Source organism: Amycolatopsis sp. A1MSW2902 (assembly GCF_017312175.1).
Taxonomy (GTDB): domain Bacteria; phylum Actinomycetota; class Actinomycetes; order Mycobacteriales; family Pseudonocardiaceae; genus Amycolatopsis; species Amycolatopsis nivea.
The window spans coordinates 3,708,092-3,732,477 of record NZ_QJPO01000001.1; the positions used below are offsets into that span (position 1 = coordinate 3,708,092).

At 71.3% G+C, this 24,386-nt stretch carries 23 protein-coding genes and 2 pseudogenes; 9 read left to right on the forward strand and 16 right to left on the reverse strand.

Annotated features, from left to right (window positions below):
• Positions 1 to 41 precede the first annotated feature (41 nt).
• Positions 42 to 1,178 (forward strand): FAD-dependent oxidoreductase, encoded by a 1,137-nt coding sequence (locus tag DMP23_RS17015; protein WP_238606388.1) that lies wholly within the window; start codon positions 42 to 44, stop codon positions 1,176 to 1,178.
• 4 nt (positions 1,179 to 1,182) lie between these two features.
• Here the strand turns inward: DMP23_RS17015 and DMP23_RS17020 are convergent, their stop codons facing one another.
• From DMP23_RS17020 to DMP23_RS17030, 3 genes and pseudogenes are all read right to left on the reverse strand, one after another.
• On the reverse strand, positions 1,183 to 2,118 hold the full coding sequence (locus DMP23_RS17020; protein ID WP_337821670.1) for an AraC family transcriptional regulator: 936 nt from the start codon (positions 2,116 to 2,118) through the stop codon (positions 1,183 to 1,185).
• A gap of 565 nt (positions 2,119 to 2,683) precedes the next feature.
• Complete coding sequence (locus DMP23_RS17025; protein WP_337824513.1) at positions 2,684 to 2,938, reverse strand: alpha/beta fold hydrolase; 255 nt, start codon at positions 2,936 to 2,938, stop codon at positions 2,684 to 2,686.
• A gap of 104 nt (positions 2,939 to 3,042) precedes the next feature.
• A pseudogene (locus DMP23_RS17030) lies at positions 3,043 to 3,522 on the reverse strand (alpha/beta fold hydrolase); the annotation flags it as partial.
• Between the two features lie 112 nt (positions 3,523 to 3,634).
• On the opposite strand from DMP23_RS17030, the gene DMP23_RS17035 reads away from it, so the two are divergent.
• Positions 3,635 to 4,111, forward strand: coding sequence for an anthrone oxygenase family protein (locus DMP23_RS17035; protein ID WP_337821671.1), 477 nt, complete (start codon positions 3,635 to 3,637; stop codon positions 4,109 to 4,111).
• 19 nt (positions 4,112 to 4,130) lie between these two features.
• Here DMP23_RS17035 and DMP23_RS17040 read toward each other — a convergent pair whose 3' ends face one another.
• The 5 genes and pseudogenes from DMP23_RS17040 to DMP23_RS17060 all read right to left on the reverse strand — a co-directional run bounded on the left by DMP23_RS17040 (position 4,131) and on the right by DMP23_RS17060 (position 7,925).
• Complete coding sequence (locus tag DMP23_RS17040; protein ID WP_238606391.1) at positions 4,131 to 4,619, reverse strand: GyrI-like domain-containing protein; 489 nt, start codon at positions 4,617 to 4,619, stop codon at positions 4,131 to 4,133.
• 31 nt (positions 4,620 to 4,650) lie between these two features.
• Positions 4,651 to 4,974, reverse strand: a complete 324-nt coding sequence (locus DMP23_RS17045; RefSeq protein WP_037806147.1) for a YciI family protein — start codon at positions 4,972 to 4,974, stop codon at positions 4,651 to 4,653.
• Positions 4,974 to 5,777, reverse strand: a complete 804-nt coding sequence (locus DMP23_RS17050; protein WP_337824407.1) for an alpha/beta fold hydrolase — start codon at positions 5,775 to 5,777, stop codon at positions 4,974 to 4,976. The genes DMP23_RS17045 and DMP23_RS17050 overlap by 1 nt, the downstream gene beginning before the upstream one ends.
• Positions 5,778 to 5,846: 69 nt before the next feature.
• A pseudogene (locus DMP23_RS17055) lies at positions 5,847 to 7,088 on the reverse strand (RNA polymerase sigma factor); the annotation flags it as partial.
• A gap of 87 nt (positions 7,089 to 7,175) precedes the next feature.
• A complete protein-coding gene (locus tag DMP23_RS17060) occupies positions 7,176 to 7,925 on the reverse strand; it encodes a TetR/AcrR family transcriptional regulator (protein ID WP_037806149.1) in 750 nt (249 codons plus the stop codon).
• Positions 7,926 to 8,031: 106 nt separating this feature from the next.
• Here DMP23_RS17060 and DMP23_RS17065 point away from each other — a divergent pair, with 106 nt between their 5' ends.
• Both DMP23_RS17065 and DMP23_RS17070 read left to right on the forward strand, forming a co-directional pair.
• Positions 8,032 to 10,500: a DEAD/DEAH box helicase gene (locus DMP23_RS17065; RefSeq protein ID WP_337821672.1), complete on the forward strand. Its 2,469-nt coding sequence runs from the start codon at positions 8,032 to 8,034 to the stop codon at positions 10,498 to 10,500.
• A complete protein-coding gene (locus DMP23_RS17070) occupies positions 10,497 to 11,144 on the forward strand; it encodes an SWIM zinc finger family protein (protein WP_134662710.1) in 648 nt (215 codons plus the stop codon). Before DMP23_RS17065 ends, DMP23_RS17070 begins: the two co-directional genes overlap by 4 nt.
• A gap of 672 nt (positions 11,145 to 11,816) precedes the next feature.
• Here DMP23_RS17070 and DMP23_RS17075 read toward each other — a convergent pair.
• The 3 genes from DMP23_RS17075 to DMP23_RS17085 all read right to left on the reverse strand — a co-directional run bounded on the left by DMP23_RS17075 (position 11,817) and on the right by DMP23_RS17085 (position 13,925).
• Positions 11,817 to 12,551 carry an SDR family NAD(P)-dependent oxidoreductase gene (locus tag DMP23_RS17075; protein WP_337821673.1) on the reverse strand — a complete coding sequence of 245 codons (735 nt, stop codon included), beginning with the start codon at positions 12,549 to 12,551 and terminating at the stop codon, positions 11,817 to 11,819.
• Positions 12,552 to 12,692: 141 nt separating this feature from the next.
• On the reverse strand, positions 12,693 to 13,289 hold the full coding sequence (locus DMP23_RS17080) for a TetR/AcrR family transcriptional regulator (protein WP_337821674.1): 597 nt from the start codon (positions 13,287 to 13,289) through the stop codon (positions 12,693 to 12,695).
• 45 nt (positions 13,290 to 13,334) lie between these two features.
• Complete coding sequence (locus DMP23_RS17085) at positions 13,335 to 13,925, reverse strand: TetR/AcrR family transcriptional regulator (protein ID WP_337821675.1); 591 nt, start codon at positions 13,923 to 13,925, stop codon at positions 13,335 to 13,337.
• Positions 13,926 to 14,028: 103 nt separating this feature from the next.
• Here DMP23_RS17085 and DMP23_RS17090 point away from each other — a divergent pair, with 103 nt between their 5' ends.
• From DMP23_RS17090 to DMP23_RS17105, 4 genes are all read left to right on the forward strand, one after another.
• Entirely contained in the window at positions 14,029 to 15,552 is a 1,524-nt protein-coding gene (locus DMP23_RS17090; protein ID WP_337821676.1) for a CocE/NonD family hydrolase, read from the forward strand.
• 9 nt (positions 15,553 to 15,561) lie between these two features.
• Positions 15,562 to 16,344 carry a cyclase family protein gene (locus DMP23_RS17095; RefSeq protein WP_337821677.1) on the forward strand — a complete coding sequence of 261 codons (783 nt, stop codon included), beginning with the start codon at positions 15,562 to 15,564 and terminating at the stop codon, positions 16,342 to 16,344.
• Positions 16,341 to 17,261, forward strand: a complete 921-nt coding sequence (locus DMP23_RS17100) for a fumarylacetoacetate hydrolase family protein (RefSeq protein WP_337821678.1) — start codon at positions 16,341 to 16,343, stop codon at positions 17,259 to 17,261. The genes DMP23_RS17095 and DMP23_RS17100 overlap by 4 nt, the downstream gene beginning before the upstream one ends.
• 174 nt (positions 17,262 to 17,435) lie before the next feature.
• Complete coding sequence (locus tag DMP23_RS17105; protein ID WP_337821679.1) at positions 17,436 to 18,212, forward strand: PE-PPE domain-containing protein; 777 nt, start codon at positions 17,436 to 17,438, stop codon at positions 18,210 to 18,212.
• 57 nt (positions 18,213 to 18,269) lie between these two features.
• Here the strand turns inward: DMP23_RS17105 and rox are convergent, their stop codons facing one another.
• The 4 genes from rox to DMP23_RS17125 all read right to left on the reverse strand — a co-directional run bounded on the left by rox (position 18,270) and on the right by DMP23_RS17125 (position 22,746).
• Positions 18,270 to 19,697: a rifampin monooxygenase gene (gene rox, locus DMP23_RS17110; protein ID WP_337821680.1), complete on the reverse strand. Its 1,428-nt coding sequence runs from the start codon at positions 19,695 to 19,697 to the stop codon at positions 18,270 to 18,272.
• A 176-nt stretch (positions 19,698 to 19,873) separates the two neighbouring features.
• Positions 19,874 to 20,488 carry a class I SAM-dependent DNA methyltransferase gene (locus tag DMP23_RS17115; RefSeq protein ID WP_337821681.1) on the reverse strand — a complete coding sequence of 205 codons (615 nt, stop codon included), beginning with the start codon at positions 20,486 to 20,488 and terminating at the stop codon, positions 19,874 to 19,876.
• 52 nt (positions 20,489 to 20,540) lie between these two features.
• The gene (locus tag DMP23_RS17120; protein ID WP_337821682.1) at positions 20,541 to 22,157 is read right to left on the reverse strand and encodes an acyl-CoA dehydrogenase family protein; all 1,617 of its coding nucleotides are present in this window, start codon (positions 22,155 to 22,157) and stop codon (positions 20,541 to 20,543) included.
• Entirely contained in the window at positions 22,141 to 22,746 is a 606-nt protein-coding gene (locus tag DMP23_RS17125) for a TetR/AcrR family transcriptional regulator (protein WP_134662721.1), read from the reverse strand. The genes DMP23_RS17120 and DMP23_RS17125 overlap by 17 nt, the downstream gene beginning before the upstream one ends.
• A gap of 242 nt (positions 22,747 to 22,988) precedes the next feature.
• Between DMP23_RS17125 and DMP23_RS17130 the strand changes: the two genes are divergently transcribed.
• Positions 22,989 to 23,855 carry an LLM class flavin-dependent oxidoreductase gene (locus tag DMP23_RS17130; RefSeq protein WP_337821683.1) on the forward strand — a complete coding sequence of 289 codons (867 nt, stop codon included), beginning with the start codon at positions 22,989 to 22,991 and terminating at the stop codon, positions 23,853 to 23,855.
• Here DMP23_RS17130 and DMP23_RS17135 read toward each other — a convergent pair.
• Positions 23,852 to 24,364 (reverse strand): hypothetical protein, encoded by a 513-nt coding sequence (locus tag DMP23_RS17135; protein ID WP_337821684.1) that lies wholly within the window; start codon positions 24,362 to 24,364, stop codon positions 23,852 to 23,854. The genes DMP23_RS17130 and DMP23_RS17135 overlap by 4 nt on opposite strands.
• Positions 24,365 to 24,386 lie beyond the last annotated feature (22 nt).

A 24,386-nucleotide genomic window follows, 5' to 3' on the forward strand; every position in this document is an offset into this window, starting at 1 on the left:
CGGTGTATTTCGTCAATACAGTGTATCGAGGGGATGTCATCATGCGAATCGTGATCGCCGGAGGAGGACTCGGCGGGCTGACGTGTGCGCGGGTGCTGCACGCGCACGGGATCGACGCCGTGGTCTGCGAACGCGATGCCAGCAGGGAAGCGCGAGTCCAAGGCGGCACGCTCGACCTGACCGTCAGCGAGGGCCAGTGGGCGCTGCGCGAGGCCGGGCTGGAGGCCGGTTACCGCGCGATCGCCCGTCCGGAGGGCCAGGACATGGTCCTGTACGACTCCGCGGGAACCTTGCTGCGGCGGGAGGTCACCCCGGACGAGGGGGAAGAACGCTGGGGCCGTCCCGAGGCGGACCGGCCCGCGCTGCGGAAACTGCTGCTCGACGCGCTTCCGGAAGAGACTGTCCACTGGGGACACGCGGTGACGCACGCGGAGCCGCTCGGCGACGGACGCCACCGCGTCCACCTGTCCGGCGGCGAAACCCTGGACTGCGATTTCCTGATCGGCGCGGACGGCGCCCGGTCGAGGATCCGGCCGCTGCTGACCGACGCGGAACCGGCGTACTGCGGCGCGCACGGGATGGAGCTGGTCATCCACGACGCGGACCGGGCGCACCCGGCTGCTTCGGCGCTCGTCGGGCGCGGCAGCTTCTCCGCGATCGGGGATCAGCAGACGCTTTCCGCGCAGCGCAACGGAGACGGCACCATCCGGGTCCATCTGACGCTGCGGTGCAGCGAGGACTGGATGGAGTCGTCGGGGATCCCGTTCGACGACCCGGATCGCGCTCGCGCCGCGCTGAAGGAGCTCTACGCCGGGTGGCCGGCGGAATTCCTGGCCCTGGTGGATGCCACGTCCGGGCCGCTGCTGGCGTATCCGTTGACCGCGCTACCGGTCGGGGTGCGGTGGGAGAACACGCCCGGCGTGACGCTGATCGGGGACGCGGCGCACCTGATGTCGCCGTTCGCCGGGCAGGGCGCGAACCTCGCGATGCGCGACGGCGCCGAGCTTGCGCTGGTTCTCGCTGAAGGCGGCGATGTGCGGAAGTTCGAGCAGGTCATGCTCGAACGCGCCGAGCCGGCGGCGCGGATGTCGGCGGACAACCTGGAGCTGTTCCTGTCCGACGGCGCGGCGGAGAAGGTGCGGCACCTGTTCGCGAAGATGTTCGGGGAGGAGGACTGACGCTTCAGGCAGGTTCGCGCAGACGGTAGTGCTGCGGACTGCGCCCGTACTCCCGTTTGAACGCGGCGCTCAGCGTGAAGGGGCTGCGGTAGCCGACCTGCCGGGCGATGGCGGTGAGCGTCGCGTCCGGGTGCTGGCGCAGGAGGTCGGCGGCGAGGGCGAGCCGCCAGGTGGCGAGGTAGGTCATCGGCGGCTCGCCGACCGCGTCGGTGAACCGCCTGGCGAGCGCGGCGCGGGAAACGCCGGTCGCGCTCGCGAGACCGGCGACGGTCCACGGATGCTCGGGCTGGTCCTGCAGCAGCCGCAGGGCCTGCCCGGCCACCGGATCGCCGTGCGCGCGGTACCAGGCGGGCGCGGCCGGGCGGTCGAGCCATTCCCGCAGGACGCGGACGAGCAGGAGGTCCAGGACCCGGTCCAGGACGGCTTCCTGCCCGGGGACGTCGCGTTCGATTTCGTCGGCGAGCATCGCGACGAGCGGATCCGGGCTGGTTCCGGCCCGGGCGGTGACGACGCTCGGCACGGCGGCGAGCAGACGGCGCGAAACCTCGCCGACCGTCGGGTAGGTGCCGGTGAGCAGCACGGTCGGACCGTCGGGGTCGCCACCCCAGGTGCGGACGCCGAACTCGGTCAGATCGGTGAGATGCCCGCCGTCGGGCGTGACGCACTCCTGCCCCGGCCGGATCACGGCCTGCGGCGGCGTCCCCGGATCGTCGGCGACGAGGTAGGGATCGGGCCCCCGGACGACGGCCACGTCGCCGGTGTCGAGCCGGACGGCCTCGGCGTTGTCGGGCACGAGCCACGCATCGCCGCGGACGACGGCGAGCACGGTCAGCGGCGCTTCGTCCTCGATCCGCAACGACCACGGCGGGCGCAGCACGGACCGGAGCAGGAACGCGCCGTGCGCACGGGGTCCTTCGAGCAACGCGGTGAGCGGGTCCACCTGGCCGAGACTAGCGCCGCGGCAAGGGAAAGCTTCGTGTTTTCGGGGGTTCCCTTGCCGCGGCGAGCTTTCTTCTGTCCGGCCGGGCTGATCGCTGGCCCGGTGTCGAGGAAGTCCGCTGTTCCGGCTCACCGGCCGCGGCGTTGCGGGCGGTGGAACAGGGGCGAGGAAGCCCGCTAGTTTCCGGTTCCTCGCCCGCGCCGACAGCCGGCGCGGGCGTCGGGTCGGTTGCCTCCCCGGCTGCACAGACCGCCGTAGTGAGCGCAGCCCCAGTGCCGGGGAGTCTATTGTTCCCACCCCTCCGACCGGGCTGACGGGCGTCGAAGTCGGTTGCTTCCGCCTCCCGACAGCGCAGACCGCCGTAGCAAGCGCTGCCCGAGTGTCGAGAAGGTCCATTGTTTCCTCATCCCTGGCCGCGCCGACCTGCCGCTCCGAGCGCTGGCCCAGTGTCGAGGAAGTCCGCTATTTCCGCGCTGCCAAGGAAATCCCGGGAGGCTCCGCGATCGCAGCGCCGGGCAACCGTCGAGCTGGCGGACGCGGCTGGGAATCAGTCCGGTGCTCGGTGTCAGGCGGAGAGCATCGCTGCGGCGACCTCTTCGGCGGCAGCGTCCGGAATCGCGCTCGCGGCGTCTTCCAGGACGACCAGCCGCGCGCCGGGGATCTCGCGGGCGAGCGCTTCGCCGTTGCCCACCGGGAAGAACACGTCCCGGCGGCCGTGCAGCACCACCGTCGGGAGCGCGATTTCCGGCAGGCGTTCGCGCCAGCGCGGCGTGCAGTCCAGTTTGGAAAACACCATGCCGAGATGGTTGGCCATCTGCACGGCGGGCTCCGCGCTGGCCGCACGGTCGAAGATGCGGGCCGCCGCGGTTCGGGCCGCGTCGGGGTCGTTGCTAGGACTTTGGCGCTGGCGGCGGCCCGGTCGGCGACGGCGGCGCGGTCCGACCAGTCCGGCATCGGCAGCGAGAACAGTTCGCGCATGGCTTTCTTGTCGTGATCGGGCAGGTCCGCGTCGACGGGACCGGGGGCGACGGGGCGCGTTCCGCAGAGCGTGAGGGCGGAGAAGGCCCGGGGGTGGTCGAGGGCGGCGACTTGGGCGACCATCCCGCCGACGCCGATGCCGGCCAGGTGAGCGGGCCGGTCGTCGAGTTCTCGGGCGAGCGCTGCGGCGTCGGCGGCGAGGTCGCGCAGGGTGTAGGCGGGGGCGTTCGGGTCGATCGTGGTCGAGGCGCCTGCGTCGCGGAGGTCGTAGCGCACGACGTGCCGTCCGCCGCGGGCAAGGGCTTCGCACACGGCGTCGGGCCAGGACAGCATCGTGGTGCCGCCAGCGAGCAGGACCAGCGGCGCGGCCGGGTCGCCGAAGTGCTCGGCGCCGAGCGCGACGCCGTTGGGGAGCGAGTGCTGCATGGGGTCTCCTAGCGAGACGATGACGCATGGCTCCGAGCGGATAACCGATGGATCGTCTCGCGGTCTGCGGGTTGACTGGGGTGCGTTGGGGGACAAAACGAAAGGCAAGGCGATGGTGATCGTTTCCAAGGCGGCGCTCGTGGCGGCGGTGGTCGCGGCAGGCTTGATCGCGGGGTTGTTCTACGCGTACACGGTGTCGGTGATGCCGGGCCTCGCCCATGCCGACGACCACACGTTCGTGACCGCGATGCGCCGGATCAACGAGGCGATCCTCAACGGCTGGTTCATGCTGTCGTTCCTGGGCGCGCCGCTGCTCGCCGTCGCGGCCGCGGTGCTGCACTTCACCAGCGGCGCGCGAGGCGGGTTGCCCTGGCTCATCGCTGGCGCCGCGCTGCTGGTGGCGATGGTGGTGGTGACCGGCGCGATCAACGTGCCGATGAACAACGCCCTCGCCGCGGGCACGGTCGATTTCGCCGCGCTGCGGGCCCAGTTCGAGGAGCCGTGGGTGCGGTGGAACCTGGTTCGGACGGTGCTGTCCGCGGCCGGATTCGGGTGCCTGGTCGGTGCGGTGGTGTCCCGGGGCGCGTGACCCCGGGACACCGGGGAGGTCAGTCGGCGAGCCGGAAGCAGAGGTCGGTGTCCCAGTTGTTGGCGTCCGGCTCGATCTGCGGGTTGGTGCGGTAGATCTCGAGACGCGCGACCCAGTGCTCGCCGTCGGCCTCGACGGTGCGGTCCCAGCGCACGTCCTCCTTTTCGCCCCAGGCGAGCAGGTCGGCGGTGGCGGCGAACAGGCCGCTGGGCGCTCCGTGGTGGGTGGCCTGTGCGTATTTCCCGGCGGGCAGGACGTCGTTGAAGTACTCGTCGCCGAGGTCGAGCGGTTCGGTGACCGGCACGCCGACCTCGACAGTGACGGTCTCCATGTCCGCGCCGAGCACCAGGTACCGGAAGAACGGCGCGCAGGCGGGTTCGAGGCCGCGTTCGGCGAGGGCGCCGATGATCGCGGCGATCCGGTGCGCGACCTCGGCCATGCCGTCGGGGCCGACCGTCGCGCGGTAGCCGACGTAGCGCTGTTCATTTCTGTCCACAATGGAGGGCAAGAGGGTTCCTTTCCGGGAGCGGGTGCGGGAGTCAGCCGAGCAGCGGGCGTACTTCGATGGTGCCGTAGGTGGCGGCCGGGTGCCGGGACGCGTGGTCGACGGCCTCGTCGAGATCGGCGCATTCGAGCACGGCGTAGCCGCCGATCTGGTCTTTGGTCTCGGCGAACGGCCCGTCGGTGAGCAGGACCTCGCCGTCGCGCACGCGGACCGTGGTGGCTGTCGCGGGCGGGTGCAGTCCGCCGCCGCCGACGAGGATGCCGCGCTGCAGCAGGTCCTCGGACCAGCCGCCGCAGCCGATCGCGAGCTGTTCGGGGGTCGGCTCCTCGGAGCCGGCGATCATCAGCAGGTAGCGCATCAGTTCTCCTCGTTGAGGGTTTCGGCGAGGCGGGCGGCGAACGCCTCGGGTTCGGCGGCGAAACCGCCGTGGTCGCCCGGGAACCGGACCGGCTCGCTGCCCAGCGCCCGGGCCAGGCCGACACCCGCCTCGTACGCCGGGGTCCCGACCGCCTCGCCGACCGCGACGACGACCCTGGTGTCCGCGGCGGCGAGCGCTTCGAGATCGGGTTCCCACGCGCCGATGGCGCCCATCAGCTTGCCGAAGAACACCTCGAAGTTGCCGCGCATCTGCTTGCCCTGCTCGATTTCCTCGGCGGTGGGGTGCTCGGGCGGCGGCGGGATCTCGAAGCCGCTGGCGGCCATGAACGCTCCGATCGCCGCGTCGACGCCCTGCTCCCGGTAGATCGCCGGGATGTCCGGGAAATCGGCCAGCAGGTCGCCGAGGTAGCGGCTGACCGGCGGTTCGTGCGCGACGAGCGTCCGCACCGCGCCCGGGTAGCGCGTGGCGTGTTCGAGCATGGTGATCGCGCCGCCGCTGTTGGCCAGCACCGAAACCGGTCCGGCGTCGAGTTCGGCGATCAGCCGCTGGACGTCCTCGGCGTGCTGGCCGACCAGGTCGTCGTCGAGATCGGTGGTACGGCTGCGGGAGATCCCGCGCGGGTCGAAGGTGACGACGGTGTAGCGGTCGGCGAGGCACGGGCGCAGCGCGGCGAACCCGGTGGCGTCCGCGGGCCCGCCGGGCACCAGGAGCAGCAGCGGCCCGGATCCGGCGACGTCGTAGTGGATCTGCGCGCCGGGCGCGCTGAGGGTCTTGGTGATCATGGCTGTCCTTCCGGAGTCGGTTCTGCCCTCCCGACGAACGGCCGGGGCGGAGACAGACACCTCCGGCGAAGAAATTTCCGAAAGTCTTCTCCGGAGGTAGCCGCGTTCGGCTCCGGTGGGGGCCAAGGCGAGCGCTTCGGTGTACGCGACCTGGGCTTCTTCGGTGCGGCCGAGCCTGCGGAGGAAGTCCGCGCGGGTGGCGGGCAGCAGGTGGTAGCCCGTCAGGTCTTCGGTCAGCCGGTCGGCGAGCGCGAGCCCGGCTTCGGGCCCGACGGCCATGCCGACCGCGACGGCGCGGTTCAGTTCGACCACCGGACCCGGCCGGTAACGCCGCAGCTGGAGATAGAGCCCGGCGATCTGCGCCCAGTCGGTGTCTTCGGCGCGCGCGGCACTGGCGTGGCACGCGGCGATCGCGGCCTGCACTTGGTACGGCCCGGGGCTGCGCCGTCGCAACGCACTCTCCAGCAGCGTGGTGCCTTCGGCGATCGCCGCGGTGTCCCACTGGCTGCGGTCTTGTTCCTCGAGCGGGATCAGCTCGCCGTCGGGACTGTTCCGCGTGCCGCGGCGGGCGTGTTGCAGCAGAAGCAGCGCGAGCAGGCCGGTGGCCTCGGATTCGTCCGGCATCAGGGAATGCAGCAGCCGGGCCAGCCGGATCGCTTCGACTGCCAGGTCGGAACGCTGGAGGTCGTCGCCTTCGCTGGCCGAGTACCCCTCGTTGAACAGCAGGTACAGCACGCCGAGCACCGCGGCGGTGCGCTCGGGCAGCAGGTGCGCGGGCGGCACCCGGTACGGGATCGCGGCGGCGCGGATCTTGCGTTTCACCCGGACGAGGCGCTGCGACATCGTCGACTCGGACACGAGGAACGCGCGGGCGATCTCGGCGGTGCTGAGCCCGACGAGCGTGCGCAGCGCGAGCGCCACCTGCGCTTCGAACGCGAGCGCGGGATGGCAGCAGGTGAAGGTGAGCCGGAGCCGGTCGTCTTCGACCACATCCTGTCCACTGTGGACGGCTGCCGGTTCGTCCGGGACGGCCAGCAGCGCGGCCTGCCGGAGTTTGTCCGCTCCCGCCGACGCGCGGCGGAGCCGGTCGACGGCACGGTTGCGGGCGGCGGTGGTGAGCCACGCCCCGGGGCGGTCGGGAACGCCGTCGCGCGGCCAGGTGCGCACGGCGAGCGCGAACGCGTCCTGGGCGCATTCCTCGGCCAGGTCCCAGTCGCCAGTGACGCGGATGAGCGTGGCCACGACGGAGCTCCACTCGTCGCGGAACGCCTGCGCGACCGCGGCTTCGGCCGCGTCGTGCTGCCCGGTCACTGCGTGTCTCCTCCCGGTGCGGGCCGGCGAACGGGTTCCGCCGGCACTCTCCGAACGGTAAACCGGGGCGCCGACAATTTCGCGCGGTCAGGCTCCGGCGAGCTGGCCGATCCCGTCGAGGATGCGCTCGAGCCCGAACCGGAAATGGTGCTCGGGATCCGAAGATCCGCCGTAGGTCTGCCCGGCGGTGGTGCCGACCCGGCTCGCGCGCGGGAAGTGCACCGGATCGGCCGCCGGGATTTCCGCCAGCACCGGCGCGGAGCGGTTCCACCAGTCGACGTCGCTCAATCCGCTGCGCCGGGCGGCGCGGGTCGCGTCCACCGAACCGCGCGCCGCGCCGGCGACCAGTCCGTTGAGCAGGCTGACGATCGCGTCGAGCTGGACGTCGTCGAGGTCGAGTTCGTCCATCGCGGCGAGTTCGCGCTCGTATTTGGCGAAGGTGTGCGGGCCCAGCGTCGGGCGGCCGACGCGGATCTCCAGCAGCCACGGATGCCGGTGGTAGAGCCGCCACAGGTCCTCGGCGACCGCGGCGAGCCCGGCCCGCCAGCCCTCCGGCAGCTCCCCGGGGAGCTCGCCGTGCGCGTGGTCGAGCATCAGCTCCAGCAGCTCGTCGCGGCCGGGCACGTAGGTGTAGAGCGACATCGTGGCGACGCCGAGGTCGTCGGCGATCCGGCGCATGGTGACCGCGTCCAGTCCTTCCGCGTCCGCGACCCGGATCCCGGCGGACACCACGTGCTCGACCGACAGCTTCGGCTTCGGGCCGCGGCGCGGGGGACCGGGCACGCCCCACAGCAGTTCGATGGCCCGCCGCGGATCGCCCGGTTCCTCGGTGTCCATTTCGCTCCTTGTACGCAGTACAGAGTTTTCCGGTAGACTATCCCGGAGAGGCCAGCCAGGGGAGGGCGGAGCGCTGAATTCAGTAGTGGTGGAGCCGGGACGGGTCGTGTTCTGGAGACCGGACGGCGCGGAGCCGGACGGTCCCGGGGCGCCCGGGACCGTCGAGGTCGTGCTGCCGGACGGGGTGCGCACGGTGCCCGCGCTGCGGTTGCCGACCGCGGACGCAGTGCCGGTGCTGCGGACGCTGGCCGGTCCGTCGGCGAGGTTCTGGGCGCTGGCCGCCGAGGCCGCGGAACGGCTCGCGTCGGCCGGGTGGACCGGGGCGCTCGACCCTGACGAAGAAGCCTGGCTGCGCCGGCTCGCCGATGCGATGCCGCCGCACGCGCACGCGACGCCGATCCCGGGCGACCCGGCGCGGTTGCCGGAGCCGTATCCGCTGCTGATGCGATTCCTCGGCGACGTCGCCGGAGTGGAGCCCGCACTGCGCGTGTCGCTGCGGATCGAATCCGACGACCTGGCGGGCGGCCGGTTCCGCGCGGTCGTCCAGGTGCACGGCGGGACCGAACCGCTGGTGGACGCGGAAGAACTGTGGCGCACCGGCAGCCAGGAGGCGCGGCACGAGGTCCTGCTGGCCTTGCGGCACGGTGCCGAGGTGTGGCCCGCGCTGGCTCCGCTGCTGTCGGCGGCGGTTCCGTCGTCGGTCGCGCTGGGAGACCGCGAGATCGCCGAACTGCTCGCGGGCGCGCTCGACGCCGCGGAGCTGGCGGTGCACTGGCCTGCGGAGCTCACCGGGCTGGCCGCGCGAGCGGTGGTCCGGCCGGGCGACGCGCCGTCGGACGCGCGGTCGTTCTTCGGCGGCGACCGGGTGCTGCAGTTCGACTGGCAGCTCGCGCTCGGCGACAGCGAGCTGAGCGTCGCGGAACTCGACGCGCTCGCCGAGGCCCAGCGTCCGGTCGTCCGGCTGCGGGACCGGTGGGTGCTGCTGGACCGCACGACCGCCGACCGCGCCCGGGACCGCACGCTCAAGCCGCTCACCGCGATCGAGGCGCTGGGCGTCGCGCTCACCGGGCGCACCGAGGTCGACGGCGAGCAGGTGGAGGTCCGCACCGACGGCTGGCTGGAGGAGCTGCGCGAGCGGCTGTCGGCCGATCCGGTGCCGGTGCCGCAGCCGGCCGGGCTGGCCGCGACCCTGCGCGACTACCAGCTGCGCGGCCTGCAGTGGCTCGACACCGTCACCGGCCTCGGCCTCGGCTGCTGTCTCGCCGACGACATGGGGCTCGGCAAAACCGTCACGCTCATCGCCCTGCACCTGCACCGCGGCGCCGGTCCGACGCTGGTCGTGTGCCCGGCTTCGCTGCTGGGCACGTGGGAAACCGAGATCCGCCGGTTCGCGCCCGGGACGCCGGTGCGCCGGTTCCACGGCACGGCGCGGTCGCTGGAGGATCTCGTCGGCGGGTTCGTCCTCACCACCTACGGCACGCTGCGCACCGATCCCGCGCCGCTGGCCGGGGTGAGCTGGGATCTGCTGGTCGCCGACGAGGCCCAGCACGTGAAGAACCACCGTTCCGACACGGCGAAAGCGTTGCGGCTGCTGCCTTCCTCGGCGAAGGTCGCGCTCACCGGCACGCCGGTGGAGAACACTCTCACCGAACTGTGGGCGATCCTCGACTGGACCACGCCCGGCCTGCTCGGCCCGCTCGCCGATTTCCGCAGGCGCTGGGGGAAGCCGGTCGAATCCGGGGCCGATCCGGCGGTCGCCGAGCAGCTGTCCCGGCTGCTGCGGCCGTTCCTGTTGCGCCGCCGCAAATCCGACCCGGGCATCGCGCCCGAGTTGCCCGCCAAGACCGAGACCGATCGGCCGGTGTCGCTCACCGCCGAGCAGGCCGCGCTGTACGAGGCGACCGTGCGCGAGCTGATGGCGGACATCTCCGCGAGCGACGGCATGGCCCGCCGCGGCCGCGTGGTCAAGCTGCTCACCGCGCTCAAGCAGATCTGCAACCACCCCGTGCAGTTCCTCGGCGAACCCGAGGACAGCCCGCTCGCCGGCCGATCCGGCAAGCTCGAGCTGCTCGACGAACTGCTCGACACGATCCTCGCCGAGGACGGCGCGGTGCTGGTGTTCACCCAGTACGTCGTGATGGCGCGGCTGCTCGAACGGCACCTCGCCGCACGCGGCGTCCCCTCGCAGCTGCTGCACGGCGGCACCCCGGTCGCCCGGCGCGAGGAACTGGTCCGCGGTTTCCAGAACGGCGACGTGCCGGTGTTCCTGTTGTCGCTCAAGGCCGCGGGCACCGGGCTCACCCTCACGCGAGCCGACCACGTCGTGCACTACGACCGATGGTGGAACCCGGCGGTCGAGGACCAGGCGACCGACCGCGCGTACCGGATCGGGCAGACGCGGCCGGTGCAGGTCCACCGCTTGGTCGCGGAAGGCACCGTCGAGGACCGGATCGCGGTGATGCTGCGGGAGAAACGCGCGCTCGCCGACGCGGTGCTCGCCTCGGGCGAGGCCGCGCTCACCGAACTCACCGACGCCGAACTGGCCGAGCTCGTCACCCTCCGGAGGCAGCGATGACCGACCGGGTCCGCGGATTCCCTGCGTTCCCCGCGCGCCCCGGCCGCGGCCCGTTCGCCCGCACCTGGTGGGGCCGCGCATGGCTGCAGGCGATGGAGGACACCGCGCTCGACCTGCGGCAGCTGAAGAAAGGCCGAAGCTACGCCGCCGCGGGCCTGGTCGGCCCGATCACGGTCAGCCCCGGCCTGATCACCGCGACCACCGAGGACGCCGACGACGGCCCGTACCGCACCGGCGTGCACCTGGCCGAACTGTCCACAACGGACTGGGAACTGCTGCTCGACCGCGCCGCCGACCACTCCGGCCACCTAGCCGCACTGCTCGACCGGCACCTGCCGCCGGAACTGGCCGAGGTCGTCCCCCTGCTGCCCGGCATCGGCGACCTCGACCCGGACTGCGACTGCCCCGGCTGGGAACTCCCGTGCCGGCATGCCGCGGCCTTGTCGTTCCAGGTCGCGTGGCTGCTCGACGCGGACCCGTTCCTCCTCCTGCTCGCCCGCGGCCGGACCGAACAGGAAATCCTCGACGAACTCGGCCGCCGTACTGCCACCCGGGTCACCACCGGGGTGCTGGCCGCGGACGTGTATGCCCGGGAGGTGCCGCCGCTGCCAGATCTCGCGGAGTTCACGCCGCGCGTGCGGTGATCGGCACTCGTGCGCGGCAGGGCACCTCCGCTGCTGGGCCTTGTGGAGTTCACGCCGCGCGTGCGGTGATCGGCGCTCGTGCGCGGCCGGGTGTGTGCAGCGCTCGGCAAGACCGGTGGCTTTCGCTGCCGGAGTTCTCGCCGTCTTTCCGTCGACCTGCGCTCGCGCACAGCGAGGGCACCCGCAGCACCCATTAAGACCGGCGGCTTGGCCTTGCGCTGCCCGATTTCGCGGAATTCTCGCCGCGCGTCCGCTGACGAACGCTCGCACACGGCCGGGTGTGTGCAGCGCTCGGCAAGACCGGTGGCTTTCGCTGCCGGAGTTCTCGCCGTCTTTCCGTCGACCTGCGCTCGCGCACAGCGAGGGCACCCGCAGCACCCATTAAGACCGGCGGCTTGGCCTTGCGCTGCCCGATTTCGCGGAATTCTCGCCGCGCGTCCGCTGACGAACGCTCGCACACGGCCCGGTGCGTGCAGCACTCGAAAGCTCGGTGGTTTGGCTTTCATCGCCGAGCCTTGCAGAGTTCCCGCCAGACCTGCGCTCGCACGGAGCCCGCTTCCCTGCTGCGCTCGGCAAGACCGGACAGTTCGGCTCCGGCAGCGGTCGACGCCCGCTGCTTCCCTTGCCAGGCACCGAGTTCTCGCTCTGCCCCGGTGATGTTCTCGCGGGTGCTCACACCTGCGCGAAACCCCCGTCGGCAAAGAACTCGGCACCATTGACATAGCTGGACGCGTCCGAGGCAAGGAACGTCGTCACGGCGGCGATCTCCGCGGGTTCGGCGAGGCGGCCCAGCGGTATCGCGCCTTCGGACTGCTTGAGCGCCTCGGACGGAACCAGTTCGAGAAGACCGGGCGTGCGCGTGCCGCCGGGGGACACGACGTTGACCCGGAACCCGTGCGTGCGCGAACTGAGAGCCCAGCCTCGCGCGAGGTTGCGGATCGCGGCCTTCGATGCCGCGTAGACCTCGAGTCCCTGGCTGGGCCGGATGGTGGCGGTCGAACCGGTGAGGATCACCGAGGCGTTCGGGCTCAGCAGCGGCAGCGCTTGCTGCAGGGTGAAGATCGTTCCCTTGACGTTGGTGGCGAACACCGAGTCGATCAGCTCCTCCGTCACCTCGCCGAGGGGAGCCGAGATGCCGATGCCTGCGTTGGCGACCAGCACGTCGATGCGACCGGCCTGCTCGCGCACGGTTCGGTACAACGCGTCGAGGTCCTCGAGCACCGAAACGTCACAGACCACGCCCGTCACGGCAGGCCCGAGTTCGGCGACCGCGGCGTCGAGCGCGTCCTTGCGGCGGCCGGTGATGAAGACCTTGGCGCCCTCGTCGCGGAACGCGCGCGCGGTCGCGAATCCGATGCCGGTGCTGCCTCCGGTGACCACGGCGATTTTGTCTGCCAAGACGGCCATGCCGCCCTCCTTCAAGGTTATTGACCGTAAGGTCCATAACTGTCGCAGATATGGACCGAGCGGTCAATAACGAAGGCGGGAAGAGCATGCATGGACCTGGATGTGCCAGGCAGGCATCCGCGGCGAGAGCGGCGGTGCGTCTTACTGCGCTGGGGCGGGCAGCAGCCGCTCGATAGTGGACTGGGCTGCCTTGGTGAGCGCGTCGACGTCCATGCCGGTACGCCCGAGTGCGGTCAGGCCGAGCTGGGCGACGAGCACCGCGCGGGCGGTCTCGGCAGGATCAGCGTCAGGGGACAGGTCGCCTTCGCGTTGGGCGCGTTCCAGTGCCTCGGCGAGAATGTCCGTGATCGCGTCGTAGCTGCGACGCGCCTCAGCTGCCACGTCCGGAGTGCTCGCGGCCAGTTCGGCGTTGCTGTTGGCCAGCAAGCAACCTCGACGCGCGACCGCTCCGGTCGGGTCGACGGTCGGGCTGAGCAGAAACGCGCGCACCATGTCGATCCCGCGCGCCGCGGAGGCCAGATTTTCGCGCAGCTTCAGCAGGTTCGCGTCGTCGTAGTCGCGCAGCACTCGCAGGAACAGGCTTCGCTTGTCTCCGAACGCCCCGTATAGGCTGCCTTTGCCGAGCCCGCTCGCACGCAGCAGGTCCTCCAGCGACGTCGCCGCGTAGCCCTTGTCCCAGAATTCGTCGCGGACAGCGAGCAGCACGCGTTGCTCGTCGAACTCGCGGGGCCGGGCCATGCGCCGACCCTACTGGTTCTGGACCGTACGGGCCACAACGCTGACTCAGGCAGACGTGAGGAGCCCGTGGAGGAGCGCGTCGACGATGCGTGCTGGCAAGTCCGGTTCGAGCGGCTCGCGGGTGAGCACGATCCTGAAGTGCAGCGGCGCGACGAGCATCTCCAGCACGAACCGCGGGCTGGTGCCGACGGGCAGTTCTCCGCGTTCGACCGCCCGTGCGGCGATCTGGCCGGACTGGGCGTAGCGGGCGTCCCAGTACTGGTCGCGCAGCTCCTGGGTGGCCGGGTCGTCGCCGGCCGAGGCCAGGGTCCGGTCGAGGGCGTTGCCGGCGGGCGAGGTCAGGTATTTCGCGAGCGAGGTGACGTAAGCGATCAGGTCGTCGCGCACATTCCCGCTGTCGGGCACCGGAAGCTGTTCGGCGGCGTCGGCGAGCAGGGCATCGATGACGAGGTTCTCGCGGGTGCCCCACCGCCGGAAGATCGACGTCTCGTTGACCTGCGCGCGCCGCGCCACCTCGGACACCTTCAGTCCGGTCAGGCCATGGTCCTGCAGGAGCTCGTTGGTCGCGTCGATGACGGCGGCGCGCACCCGGGCCGCCCGTCCGCCGGGTCGTCGCCGGACGTCCGAATCGTTCACGGGCAGCACTCTAATACAAGTCCGCTTGCTTTAGCGTGCGCCAGTCGCCATACTCCTTGACGCAAGCTGACTTGCTTTTAACGGTCACCCCTGGAGTACTGAGATGCGCATCGAACGGGACATCGAGGTCCCCGCCCGCACCGGCTCGCCGATCCTGGCCGACCTGTTCCTTCCCGACGACCCCGACGACGGCGACGGCGCGTTTCCGGTGCTGGCGTCGATCAGCCCGTACGGCAAGGACGTGCACTGGCCGGACCGCTATCCGCTCTACGACCTCGTGCCGCAGAGCGAGCACATGGTCTGGGAGACCCCGGATCCGGAGTGGTGGACGGCCCGCGGCTACGCCGTGCTGCGCGCCGACACGCGGGGGACCGGCAAGTCGCCCGGCCGGATGGACCTGATGAGCCCGGGCGATTCCGAGGACTTCTACGACGTCGTCGAATGGGCGGCCGGACAGCCGTGGTCGAACGGCAAGGTGGCGTCCAGCGGCATCTCGTGGCTGGCGATGATGGGCTGGCGGGTGGCGGAGCTCCAGCCGCCGCACCTCGCCGCGATCGTGGCCTGGGAAGGCGCGACCGACTTCTACCGCGACTTCATCTACCAGGGCGGCCTGTACGCCCACGGATTCGTCGAGTTCTGGTGGAACCGCCAGATCACCCCGCAGCGCAACGGCGACGACGGAGACGACTGGCGCGAGGTGCTCCCGCAGCGCCCCGTGCTCGACGACTACCACCAGGCGCGCATCGTCGACCTCGACCGGGTCACGGTGCCGGTGCTGTCGGCCGGCAACTGGGGAGCCCTCCATGTGCACCTGCGCGGCAACATCGAAGGCTGGTCCCGCGCGGCGTCGCGGGACAAGTGGCTCGTGGTGCACACCGGCACCCACATCGATCCCTACTACGCCGACTGGGCGCTGGATCTGCAGCTGCGTTTCCTCGACCGTTTCCTCAAAGACCAGCCAGACCGGATGGACGGAGTGGCCCCGGTGCGGCTGGCGATCCGGCACGGGCGCGAGGTCGAATGGCGGGACGCCGCAGATTTCCCGCTCCCGCAGACGCAGTGGCGCGAGCTTCACCTCGGCGACGGAGTCCTCGACTGGGACCCGCCCGCGGACGCCGCGACGGCGCCCTATCCCGCCAGCTTCGACACCGCCCCGGTGTCCGAGCCGCTCGAGCTGACCGGTCCGGTCGCGCTGCGGCTGTGGCTCAGCGCCGAGCAGGACGATCTCGACGTTTTCGCGCGGGTGCAGCACATCGGCGCCGACGGAGAGCCGATCCCGGGCGTCGGTCCCCAGGGCGATCCGGTCCCGATGACCATGGGCTGGCTCAAGGCTTCCCACCGCGAGACCGACCCCGAGCGGTCGCTGCCGCACCGGCCGTGGCACACCCACGCCCGCGAAATTCCCTTGGCGCCCGGCGAACCGACCCTGCTGGAGGTCGAGATCTGGCCCACCAGCATCACCCTCGCCCCGGGGGAGCGACTGCGCCTCGAACTGGTCACCGGGGACAGCGACCTCGGCTTCATGACCCACGACCATCCCGGTCTGCACCGCCCGGCGACCGGCGCCGTTGTCCACCTCGGCGGCGACCACGCCTCCCACCTGCTCGTCCCCGTCATCCCGCGATAAGGAGCCGCCATGCGACAGCTCGTGGACATTTCGGTCCCGCTGCGGAGCGGGATCGCGTCCGACCCGCCCGGGCACCGGCCCTCGATCACCTACGTCGACCACCAGCAGTCGGTCCCGGACCTGCTCCGCTTCTTCCCGGGCGCGACGGCCGCCGATCTGCCCGACGGCGAAGGCTGGGCGATCGAGCGGATCGAGGCCACCACGCACACCGGCACCCATCTCGACGCCCCGTACCACTACGCGTCCACTATGGACGGAGGCCGCCGGGCGATGACGATCGACGAGGTGCCGCTGCACTGGTGCTTCCAGCAGGGAGTCAAGCTGGACTTCCGGAACCTGCCCGACGGCCACGTCGTCACGCCCGCCGACATCGACGCCGAACTCGACCGGATCGGCCACCGGCTGCGCCCGCTCGACATCGTGGTGGTCAACACCCGGGCCGGCGAGCGCTACGGCCAGGACGACTACCTCGATTCCGGCTGCGGAGTCGGCCGCGCCGCCACCCTGCACCTGCTCGAACAGGGGGTGCGGGTGACCGGAACCGACGCCTGGAGCTGGGACGCCCCGTTCCGGTTCACCGCCGAGCGCTACGCCCGCGACCACGACGCCTCGGTCATCTGGGAGGGCCACCGGGCCGGCCGCGAGATCGGCTACTGCCACCTCGAGAAGCTGCACAACCTGGAAAGCCTCCCGGCCACCGGATTCCAGATCGCCTGCTTCCCGGTCAAGATCCACGCGGCGTCGGCAGGCTGGACCCGCGCGGTGGCGATCTTCGACGAGGAGACGGAATGAGAATCGGTTCCTTGTTCGTCGACGGCGTCCAGCGCTACGGCGTCGTCGACGGCGACCGCATCGATCTGCTGCCCGAGACCGCGGACGTCTTCGAGATGCTCGCCGCAGGGGAGGCCGCAGCGGCGGGCGAGCGGTCGGCCTGGGACGAAACCGCGTCGATCGCCGTCCCGGTGCCGGTCGCCAGCATCCGCGACTTCATCACCTTCGAACAGCACACGGCCGGCTCGCTCCGCGCGATCACCGGAACCAGCGAGGTCCCGGACGCCTGGTACGAAGCGCCCGCCTTCTACTTCACCAACCCGCACGCCGCGATCGGCTCCGGAGCCCCGGTCCCGATGCCGCCCGGCTGCGAAGTGCTGGACTTCGAACTCGAAGTCGCGGCCGTGATCGGCACGGCGGGTTTCAACCTGTCCGTCGCCGAGGCCGCGGACCACATCGCCGGGTTCACCATCCTCAACGACTGGTCGGCGCGCGACCTGCAGAGCCGCGAAATGCGCGTCGGGCTCGGACCGGCCAAGGGCAAGGACACCGCCACCACCCTCGGCCCGGTGCTGGTCACCCCGGACGAACTGGCCGACCGCGACGGCAGGTACGACCTCGCGATGGAGGTTTTCGTCAACGACACCCGCATCGGCGGCGACACGCTCGCCAGCATGGCCTGGACGTTCGCCGAGCTGATCTCCTACGCCAGCCGGGGCACTTGGGTCCGGCCTGGCGACGTGCTCGGCTCCGGAACCTGCGGCAGCGGCTGCCTCGCCGAACTGTGGGGATGGCGCGGCGACCGGCAACCGCCGCCGCTGCGGATCGGCGACACCGTCCGCATGACCGTGGAGGGGATCGGCACCGTCCACAACACCGTGGTCGCCGGTCCGCCCCTGCACGACGTGCCCGCTGCCCGGCGCGGAAACCCGGCCTGAGGCGGGTCACTCGATCCGGTGGACTCGGATCCGGCGCCGGTGCGGCCTGACCAGCGGCATCGGCGAACGCCCCGGCTCGCGGGCGATCATGATGTCAGCAGGATTTCATCGCTCCTCCGTAGCTTTCCGAACGCATTCAGTAACGTGCTGACCATTCGACGCGGAGGGGACCCGATGGGGAAGAAAACCAGGAGGATCGCGCTGATCGGCGCGGTCGTCGCCACGCTCGGCGCGGGATTCGCCAGCGCCACACCGGCGTACGCCGACGACGCGCACTACTACATCCTGATCGGCGGCACCTGCGACGGGAAGGCGTCGGTCTACCGTCCGGAGTGGCTGCAGGGCGGCATCGCGCGGGTCGTGGACTATCCCGCCGGGGCCGCCGGTGCGCCCAACTGCGACCAGACCCCGATGGACCAGAGCGTCGCGATCGGGCACGACCGCGGCCGCCAGGTCGTCCAGGACGCCTACCACGAGAACCCGAACGCCGAGTTCACCGTCGTCGGCTACTCCCAGGGCGCGATCGTGGCGAACCTGGTCCTCAACGACATCGCCGACGACCAGCTCGGCGTCGACAAGGCGAAGTTCAGCGCCAAGCTCTTCGCCGACCCGATGCAGCCGCCCGGCCCGGCCGGAACCGGGATCAGCGCGACGCTCCCGCCGGGCACCGGCCTGCCCTCGCCGTTCGGCGGATACGTGTCGTTCGGCGCGGGCCGCCCGGACTTCAACGGCGTCCGGTCCATCCGCTACTGCATCCAGACCGACGGCATCTGCGATTTCGACCCGATCCAGGCGGCGGGCGGCTACTTCGCCCAGCACTGGTGCTATCAGTGGCCGCGCCCGGCCGACCAGCGGTCGATCATGCAGGACAGCATCGCCGACGGCGTCTACACCAACACGTCGGTGCGGCTGGGCAAACAGGACTGCTGGGGCGGTCCGGTCCATCCGTGACCGCGGCGGGTTTCCCGGCACCCCCAGGGAAGCCGGGAAACCCGCCCCGCTACGTCCTCATCGCTTCGCGCCGAACCATTGCAACAGGTGCTTCTCCAACTCGCGCTGATCCTCGCCGGTCCAGACCACATGACCGTCCGGACGCAGCAGCGCGGCGGGCACGTCGAGGTCCTCGCTCACGTCCACGACGCGGTCGACCCGGTCCGCCCAGCCTTCCGCCGACAGCTGCCCGTTCTGGTCCAGCAACAGCCCGCGGCCCTGGTGCATCAGCTCGTACAGCCGTCCCCGCTTGAGCGCAAGGTCCGGCATCCGCCGCCCGAGCAGCGGATGCCCTTCGCCGAAGTCGTAGCGGATGTCGAGCGCGAGGACCTTCTCCAACAGCAGCCGGTTGACCTCCTCGAAGGCCATCAGCTCGGTCAGCAGCCGCCGCATCGCGCGTCCGTCCGGATCCGGCGACATCACCACGGCCTGCGCGCGGACGTTGTCCAGCACCGCGTCCGCGACCGGATGCCGTTCGGCCTCGTACGTGTCGAGCAGTCCCTCCGGAGCCCAGCCGTTGACCTCGGCGGCGAGTTTCCAGCCGAGGTTGAACGCGTCCTGGAGGCCGAGGTTGAGCCCCTGCCCGCCCAGCGGCGGGTGCACGTGCGCCGCGTCCCCGGCGAGCAGCACCCGGCCGACGCGGTAGTGCTCGGCCTGCCGGGTCGCGTCCCCGAACCGCGAGAGCCAGCGAGGGGAGTGGACGCCGAAATCCGTTCCGGCGTACTCGCGCAGCTGCTGTTTGAGCTCGTCCAGCGTCGGCGTCCGCTCCTCCCGGTCCTCGACCACCCCGGCCGCGGGCACGACCACGCGGAACATCCCGTCGCGCAGCGGCCCGACCCCGAACCACAGCTGCGTCTTGCGGATTTCCATCACCCGCGCGGTGATTTCGGCGGGATCCGCGGTCGCCTCCATCTCGCCCAGCAGCACTTGGCGCCGCGCGGGCTCGCCCGGGAACGCGACGCCGAGCGCCTTGCGCACCGTGCTCCGCCCGCCGTCGCAGCCGACCAGATACCGCGCCCGAAGTTCGCTGCCGTCGGCGAGCGAAACGCTCACCCCGTCGTCGTCCTGGCTCAGCCCGACGACCTCGCACCCGCGCCGGATCTCCGCGCCCGCCTCGACCGCGTGCTCGGCCAGCAACCGGTCGGTGATGGGCTGCGGAAGCCCCAGCACGTACGGATGCGACGTGTCCAGCCGTTCCGGCGCGGGCCGCGCGATCCCCGCGAAGAAACCCCCGGCCGGATGCGTCGACCCCTCGGCGAGGAACGGCTCCAGCATTCCCCGCTGGTCCAGGACCTCCATGCTGCGCGAGTGCATCCCCAGCGCGCGCACGTACTTCGGCGGTTCCGCGTCCTTTTCCAGCACGACCACGCGCACCCCGTGCAGCCGCAGCTCCGCGGCCAGCATGACGCCCGCCGGCCCGGCCCCCACCACGATCACGTCCACCATGAACTTTGCGTCCCCTGTACCGGAGCCGCTTCCCGCCCGCGGTATTTCCGCAGGCAGTGGCTCCGGCGGACGATTGTGGAGCACCACCCGGGCCTTGCCGCAAGCCCCGGGGTGCGCTATATGTTGAAGGGGACAGGGAGAAGTCCCTGCCCCCTTCTGTCCCCAGCGGACGTTCCTCAGCCCTCCTTGCGGGCCATCACGTACGCCTGATCGGTCGCCTCGTAGCTCGGGCCCGGCTTGCGCACCAGCCGCGCGTCCACCACGAAACCGGCGTCAGTGAGCAGCTGCGCGACGAAATCCGGATCCAGCCGGTACGCGTCCGCCGCGATGTCGTGGCCGTAGGCGTTTTCGATGCGGCGACGCTGGTTGTCGCCCACCTGGAACGCGGTCAGCAGCCAGCCGCCGGGACGCAGCACCCGCGCGAGTTCCTTGGCCAGCACCGGAAGCTCCTCGGGCGGCGTGTGGATCAGCGAATACCACGCGAGCGCCCCGGCGAGCGAGCCGACCTCGAAGCGCAGGCGCGGATGCGTCCGGCGGGCGACCTCGACCATCGTGGGGGACAGGTCGACGCCGAAGACGTCCAAGCCCAGCGACGCGAGGTACCCGGTGAGACGGCCGGGCCCGCAGCCCAGATCGCCCACCGGCCCCTCGCCGGTCAGCTCCGCGAACGCGCCGAGCATCGTCCGGTCCCACGTGCTCGACTCGAGGAAATCCTTCAGCAGTTCGGCGTACGACTCGGCGACGGTGTCGTACGCGGTCCGCGTCTCGGTTACGTAAACAGGTTCGGTCACGGGCAGGGACAGTAGCCCCCGCCGCCGCGCCCCGTCCGGCGAAACACGCGGACTAGACGCGGGCGCGGGCGATGATCGCGGAAGTGTCGGTTCCAGCGGGCAAAGTACCGAAAGCCAGCCCCCAGTCGCCGCCGAACCGCGTGCCGCAGAACGCGTCCGCCACCGCGCGCGGCGCGTGCCGCACGAGCAGCGAACCCTGCAGCACCAACGCCATCGACTCGACGACCCGCCGCGCCCTGAACTCCAGATCGTCCACATCGGACAGATCCTTCTTGAGCCGGTCGACCGCGTCGTCGAGCCGCGCGTCCCCGCCCGCGGCCTGCTCGACCTCGGCGAAGAACGCGGCCACCGACTCCGGCTGCCGTCCCATCGCGCGCAACGCGTCCAGCGCCGCGACGTTGCCCGACCCCTCCCAGATCGACATCAGCGGGGCCTCCCGGTACAGCCGCGGCATGCCCGACTCCTCGACATACCCGTTGCCGCCAAAGCATTCCAGCGCCTCGGCCGCGTGCATCGGCGCCCGCTTGCACACCCAGTACTTGGTCACCGCGAGCCCGAGCCGCCGGAACGCCTGCTCCTGCTCGTCGTCGCGCCGGTCGCCCGCGGCCGCGAGCCGCATCGACGCCGCCACCGCCGCTTCCGCTTCGATCACCAGGTCCGCCAGCACGTTCGCCATCAACGGCTGGTCCACGAGCGCCTTGCCGAACGCGTACCGGTGCGTCGCGTGATGCACCGCGCGGACCGCGCCCAGCCGCATCCCCGACGAACTGCCGAGCGCGCAGTCGAGCCGCGTGTTGTTGACCATCTCGATGATCGTGCGGACCCCGCGGCCCTCCTCGCCGACGAGCCAGCCCACCGCGTCGTCGTACTCGATCTCCGACGACGCGTTCGACCGGTTGCCGAGCTTGTCCTTCAAGCGCTGCAACCGGATCGGGTTCCGGCTGCCGTCCGGGAGCACCCGGGGGAGGAGGAAACAGGACAGCCCGCCGGGCGCCTGCGCGAGCGTGAGGAACATGTCCGACATCGGCGCGCTGGTGAACCATTTGTGCCCGACCAGCCGATAGGTGCCGTCGCCCGCCGGCCGCGCCGCGGTGGTGTTGGCGCGGACGTCCGAACCGCCCTGCTTCTCGGTCATCGACATGCCCGCGATCAGCCCGCGCTTCGTGCCCGGCTCGCGCAACCCGAAGTCGTACTCGGTCGACGCCAGCAACGGCTCGTACTTCTCGGTCAGCTCAGGGTTGGCGCGCAACGCCGGAACCGCCGCGTACGTCATCGAAATCGGGCAGGTGTGCCCGGCCTCGGACTGGCTCCAGACATAGAACTTCGCCGCCCGCGCCGCGTGCGCCCCCGGCCGCTCGTCCCGCCACGGCGCGGCCTGCAGCCCGTGCGACACCGCGACGTTCATCAGGTCGTGCCAATGCGGATGGAACTCGACCTCGTCGATCCGGTGCCCGAACCGGTCGTGCGTGCGCAGCACCGGCTCGTTCTCGTTGACCAGCCTGCTCCACTCCTGCACCTGCTCACTGCCGGCGAGACGCCCGAGCTCGTGCAATTCGTCGACGACCCACGCCGCCTCGGTGCGCCCGACCGCCTCCGCCAGCGCCGGATCGGCGGCGGTGTCGTGCTCCAGCGGCGGAACCTGATTGACGACCTCATGCGTTGCGGGCATCCGAACCTCCCAGTGACCGCACGACGAACGTGCTCAACTCGCTGACCTCCGCCGACCCGCCGCTGGTCAGCGGGCCGATCAACACCTCCGCCGCGGCGCCGACCAACGCCGCCGCACTGACCGCCGCGTCCTGCGCGGGCAACACCCCGGCGCGGACCCCTTCGGCGACATGCTCGGCGACGACGTCCCGGAACACCCGCCGGAACTCGAGCCGCTCCGCGTCGATCACCGCGTCCACCGGCTCGGCCAGCAGGGCATACGCCAGCCGCGGCGCCTTCAACGCCCGCAACGCGAACGTCTCGAACACCGCCACGACGCGCGCGACCGGATCGACCGGGCCCGTCGCCGCGGACCGCACGGCCTCGACCTCGCGCGAGACGACCTGCCGGAAGACCCGCACGACCAGATCGGCCTTGGTGGGGAAGTGCCGGTACACCGTCCCGACCGCGACCCCGGCCCGCTCAGCGACGGCGGCTACCGAACAACCGGAGTACCCGTGCTCGGCGAGCTGCTGCACTGTCGCGTCCAGGATGGTCTCCCGGAGCGCGTCGAGGCGCTCCTGGACTTTGGGCGTTCTGCGGTAGGCCACGGGAAGAAGTGAACCATCGATTCACAACTTGCGTCAACGGTCTCGGGTCGAGCGTCGCGGTCGGCTGTGCGGGAGAGGGGAGAGGTCTGCGGGAGCACGACCTCGCCGGGGACCCCGAGCCGACCGTCAGGCTCGAGCCACGAGGCCACCCGGCACAGCTACGATCCTGCCACCCCGAACACCCGCCGGACCGGGCTTAATTCGCTTGCCCCGCCAGCACTTCCGCCGGGACCATGCCCGGTATGCGGTTCTCGATCAACATCCCGAACTTCGGCGACTTCGCCGATGCCCGGACCGTGGCGAGAGTGGCGGCCGCGGCCGAACAAGAAGGCTGGGACGCGCTGTTCCTCTGGGACCACGTGGTCCACGACAAGGAAATCCGCCGCGGCCAGCCGTTCGGCGATCCCTGGATGCTGCTGACCGCAGCCGCGCTCGCGACCTCCACCCTCAAGATCGGCACGCTCGTCACCGCGGTGCCTCGCCGCCGTCCCGAGCACCTCGCCCGCCAGGTCGCCACCCTCGACGCCCTCAGCGGCGGGCGCGTCATCTTCGGTGCCGGCCTCGGCGGACCGATCCAGGACGAGTTCGGCAGCTTCGGCGAACCCACCGACCCGGTCGTCCTCGCCGAACATCTCGACGAAAGCCTCGGCCTCCTCGACCGCTACTGGTCCGGAAACCCCGTCGACCACGACGGCAAGCACTACCAAGTCCGCGACGTCACCCTCCGGCCCGCCACCGTCCAGCAACCGCGCCCGCCGGTCTGGCTGGCCGCCGTGTGGCCCAACCGCAAGCCCGTCCGCCGCGCCGCGCGCTGGGACGGCGTCGCCCCGCTGTTCAAGAACGCCACCCACGGCGTCGCCCCGGCCGCGGAAGACGTCCGCGACGTCGTGGCCTACGCCCGAAAACACGGCGCGGGGGAGAAGTTCGAGTTCGTCGTCGGCGGCGCCTCCCCGGGCGACCCGGCCCGAGCCCGCGACCTGATCGCCCCGCTGGCCGAAGCCGGCGCGACCTGGTGGGACGAACGGCAGCTAATCACCACCAGCGACCTCGACCGCCTCGAACCCACCCTGCGCCGCATCAGCCAAGGCCCGCCAAGGGGAGTGGACTAGACCTCGACCACCAGCACCCGGCTCAACCGCTCCGCCAACGGCCGCACCGACTCCGCCGACACCTCGCCACCCAGCCCATCCGCCGGAAGGAAACGCACGGTTGTCCCGGTAGTCCCGTCCGACGGCACCGCAACCAGCTCGTCCGCCGGAACGCCGTGGCGATACCGCTGCGTCCACGCGCCCTCAGCCCGCCGATTCGTGTGCACCAGCCACTCGCTCAACGCCGCGACCACCGACATCCCGTACCGCGGATGCCCGTCCGGGAGGGGAGTGGCGGGCGGAGAATCGAAGTACCGGAAGTCTTTCGTCGCCATCACCGGCTTCCGTACCGGCCGCCCGTCGTCGCCCACCGCCATCTGCGTCCCGCGCCCGTCGTCCGAGACGGAGACCGAACCGTCCGGGTGAAATTCGACGACCGCCCGGCCCGCACCGCGATCCTCGGCCTCGTCCGCGGCGTAAGCGAGCACCTCCAGGATCAGATGACACATTCCGGTCGGCGCGTACCGCATTGGGTTCTCCCGGATCAACCGC

Coding starts and splice junctions, on each gene's coding strand:
- DMP23_RS17015 (WP_238606388.1), top strand. CDS start 42: ATGCGAATCGTGATCGCCGGAGGAGGACTCGGCGGGCTGACGTGTGCG.
- DMP23_RS17035 (WP_337821671.1), top strand. CDS start 3,635: ATGGTGATCGTTTCCAAGGCGGCGCTCGTGGCGGCGGTGGTCGCGGCA.
- DMP23_RS17045 (WP_037806147.1), bottom strand. CDS start 4,974: ATGCGCTACCTGCTGATGATCGCCGGCTCCGAGGAGCCGACCCCCGAA.
- DMP23_RS17050 (WP_337824407.1), bottom strand. CDS start 5,777: ATGATCACCAAGACCCTCAGCGCGCCCGGCGCGCAGATCCACTACGAC.
- DMP23_RS17060 (WP_037806149.1), bottom strand. CDS start 7,925: ATGGACACCGAGGAACCGGGCGATCCGCGGCGGGCCATCGAACTGCTG.
- DMP23_RS17070 (WP_134662710.1), top strand. CDS start 10,497: ATGACCGACCGGGTCCGCGGATTCCCTGCGTTCCCCGCGCGCCCCGGC.
- DMP23_RS17075 (WP_337821673.1), bottom strand. CDS start 12,551: ATGGCCGTCTTGGCAGACAAAATCGCCGTGGTCACCGGAGGCAGCACC.
- DMP23_RS17080 (WP_337821674.1), bottom strand. CDS start 13,289: ATGGCCCGGCCCCGCGAGTTCGACGAGCAACGCGTGCTGCTCGCTGTC.
- DMP23_RS17090 (WP_337821676.1), top strand. CDS start 14,029: ATGCGCATCGAACGGGACATCGAGGTCCCCGCCCGCACCGGCTCGCCG.
- DMP23_RS17095 (WP_337821677.1), top strand. CDS start 15,562: ATGCGACAGCTCGTGGACATTTCGGTCCCGCTGCGGAGCGGGATCGCG.
- DMP23_RS17100 (WP_337821678.1), top strand. CDS start 16,341: ATGAGAATCGGTTCCTTGTTCGTCGACGGCGTCCAGCGCTACGGCGTC.
- DMP23_RS17105 (WP_337821679.1), top strand. CDS start 17,436: ATGGGGAAGAAAACCAGGAGGATCGCGCTGATCGGCGCGGTCGTCGCC.
- rox (WP_337821680.1), bottom strand. CDS start 19,697: ATGGTGGACGTGATCGTGGTGGGGGCCGGGCCGGCGGGCGTCATGCTG.
- DMP23_RS17120 (WP_337821682.1), bottom strand. CDS start 22,157: ATGCCCGCAACGCATGAGGTCGTCAATCAGGTTCCGCCGCTGGAGCAC.
- DMP23_RS17130 (WP_337821683.1), top strand. CDS start 22,989: ATGCGGTTCTCGATCAACATCCCGAACTTCGGCGACTTCGCCGATGCC.
- DMP23_RS17135 (WP_337821684.1), bottom strand. CDS start 24,364: ATGCGGTACGCGCCGACCGGAATGTGTCATCTGATCCTGGAGGTGCTC.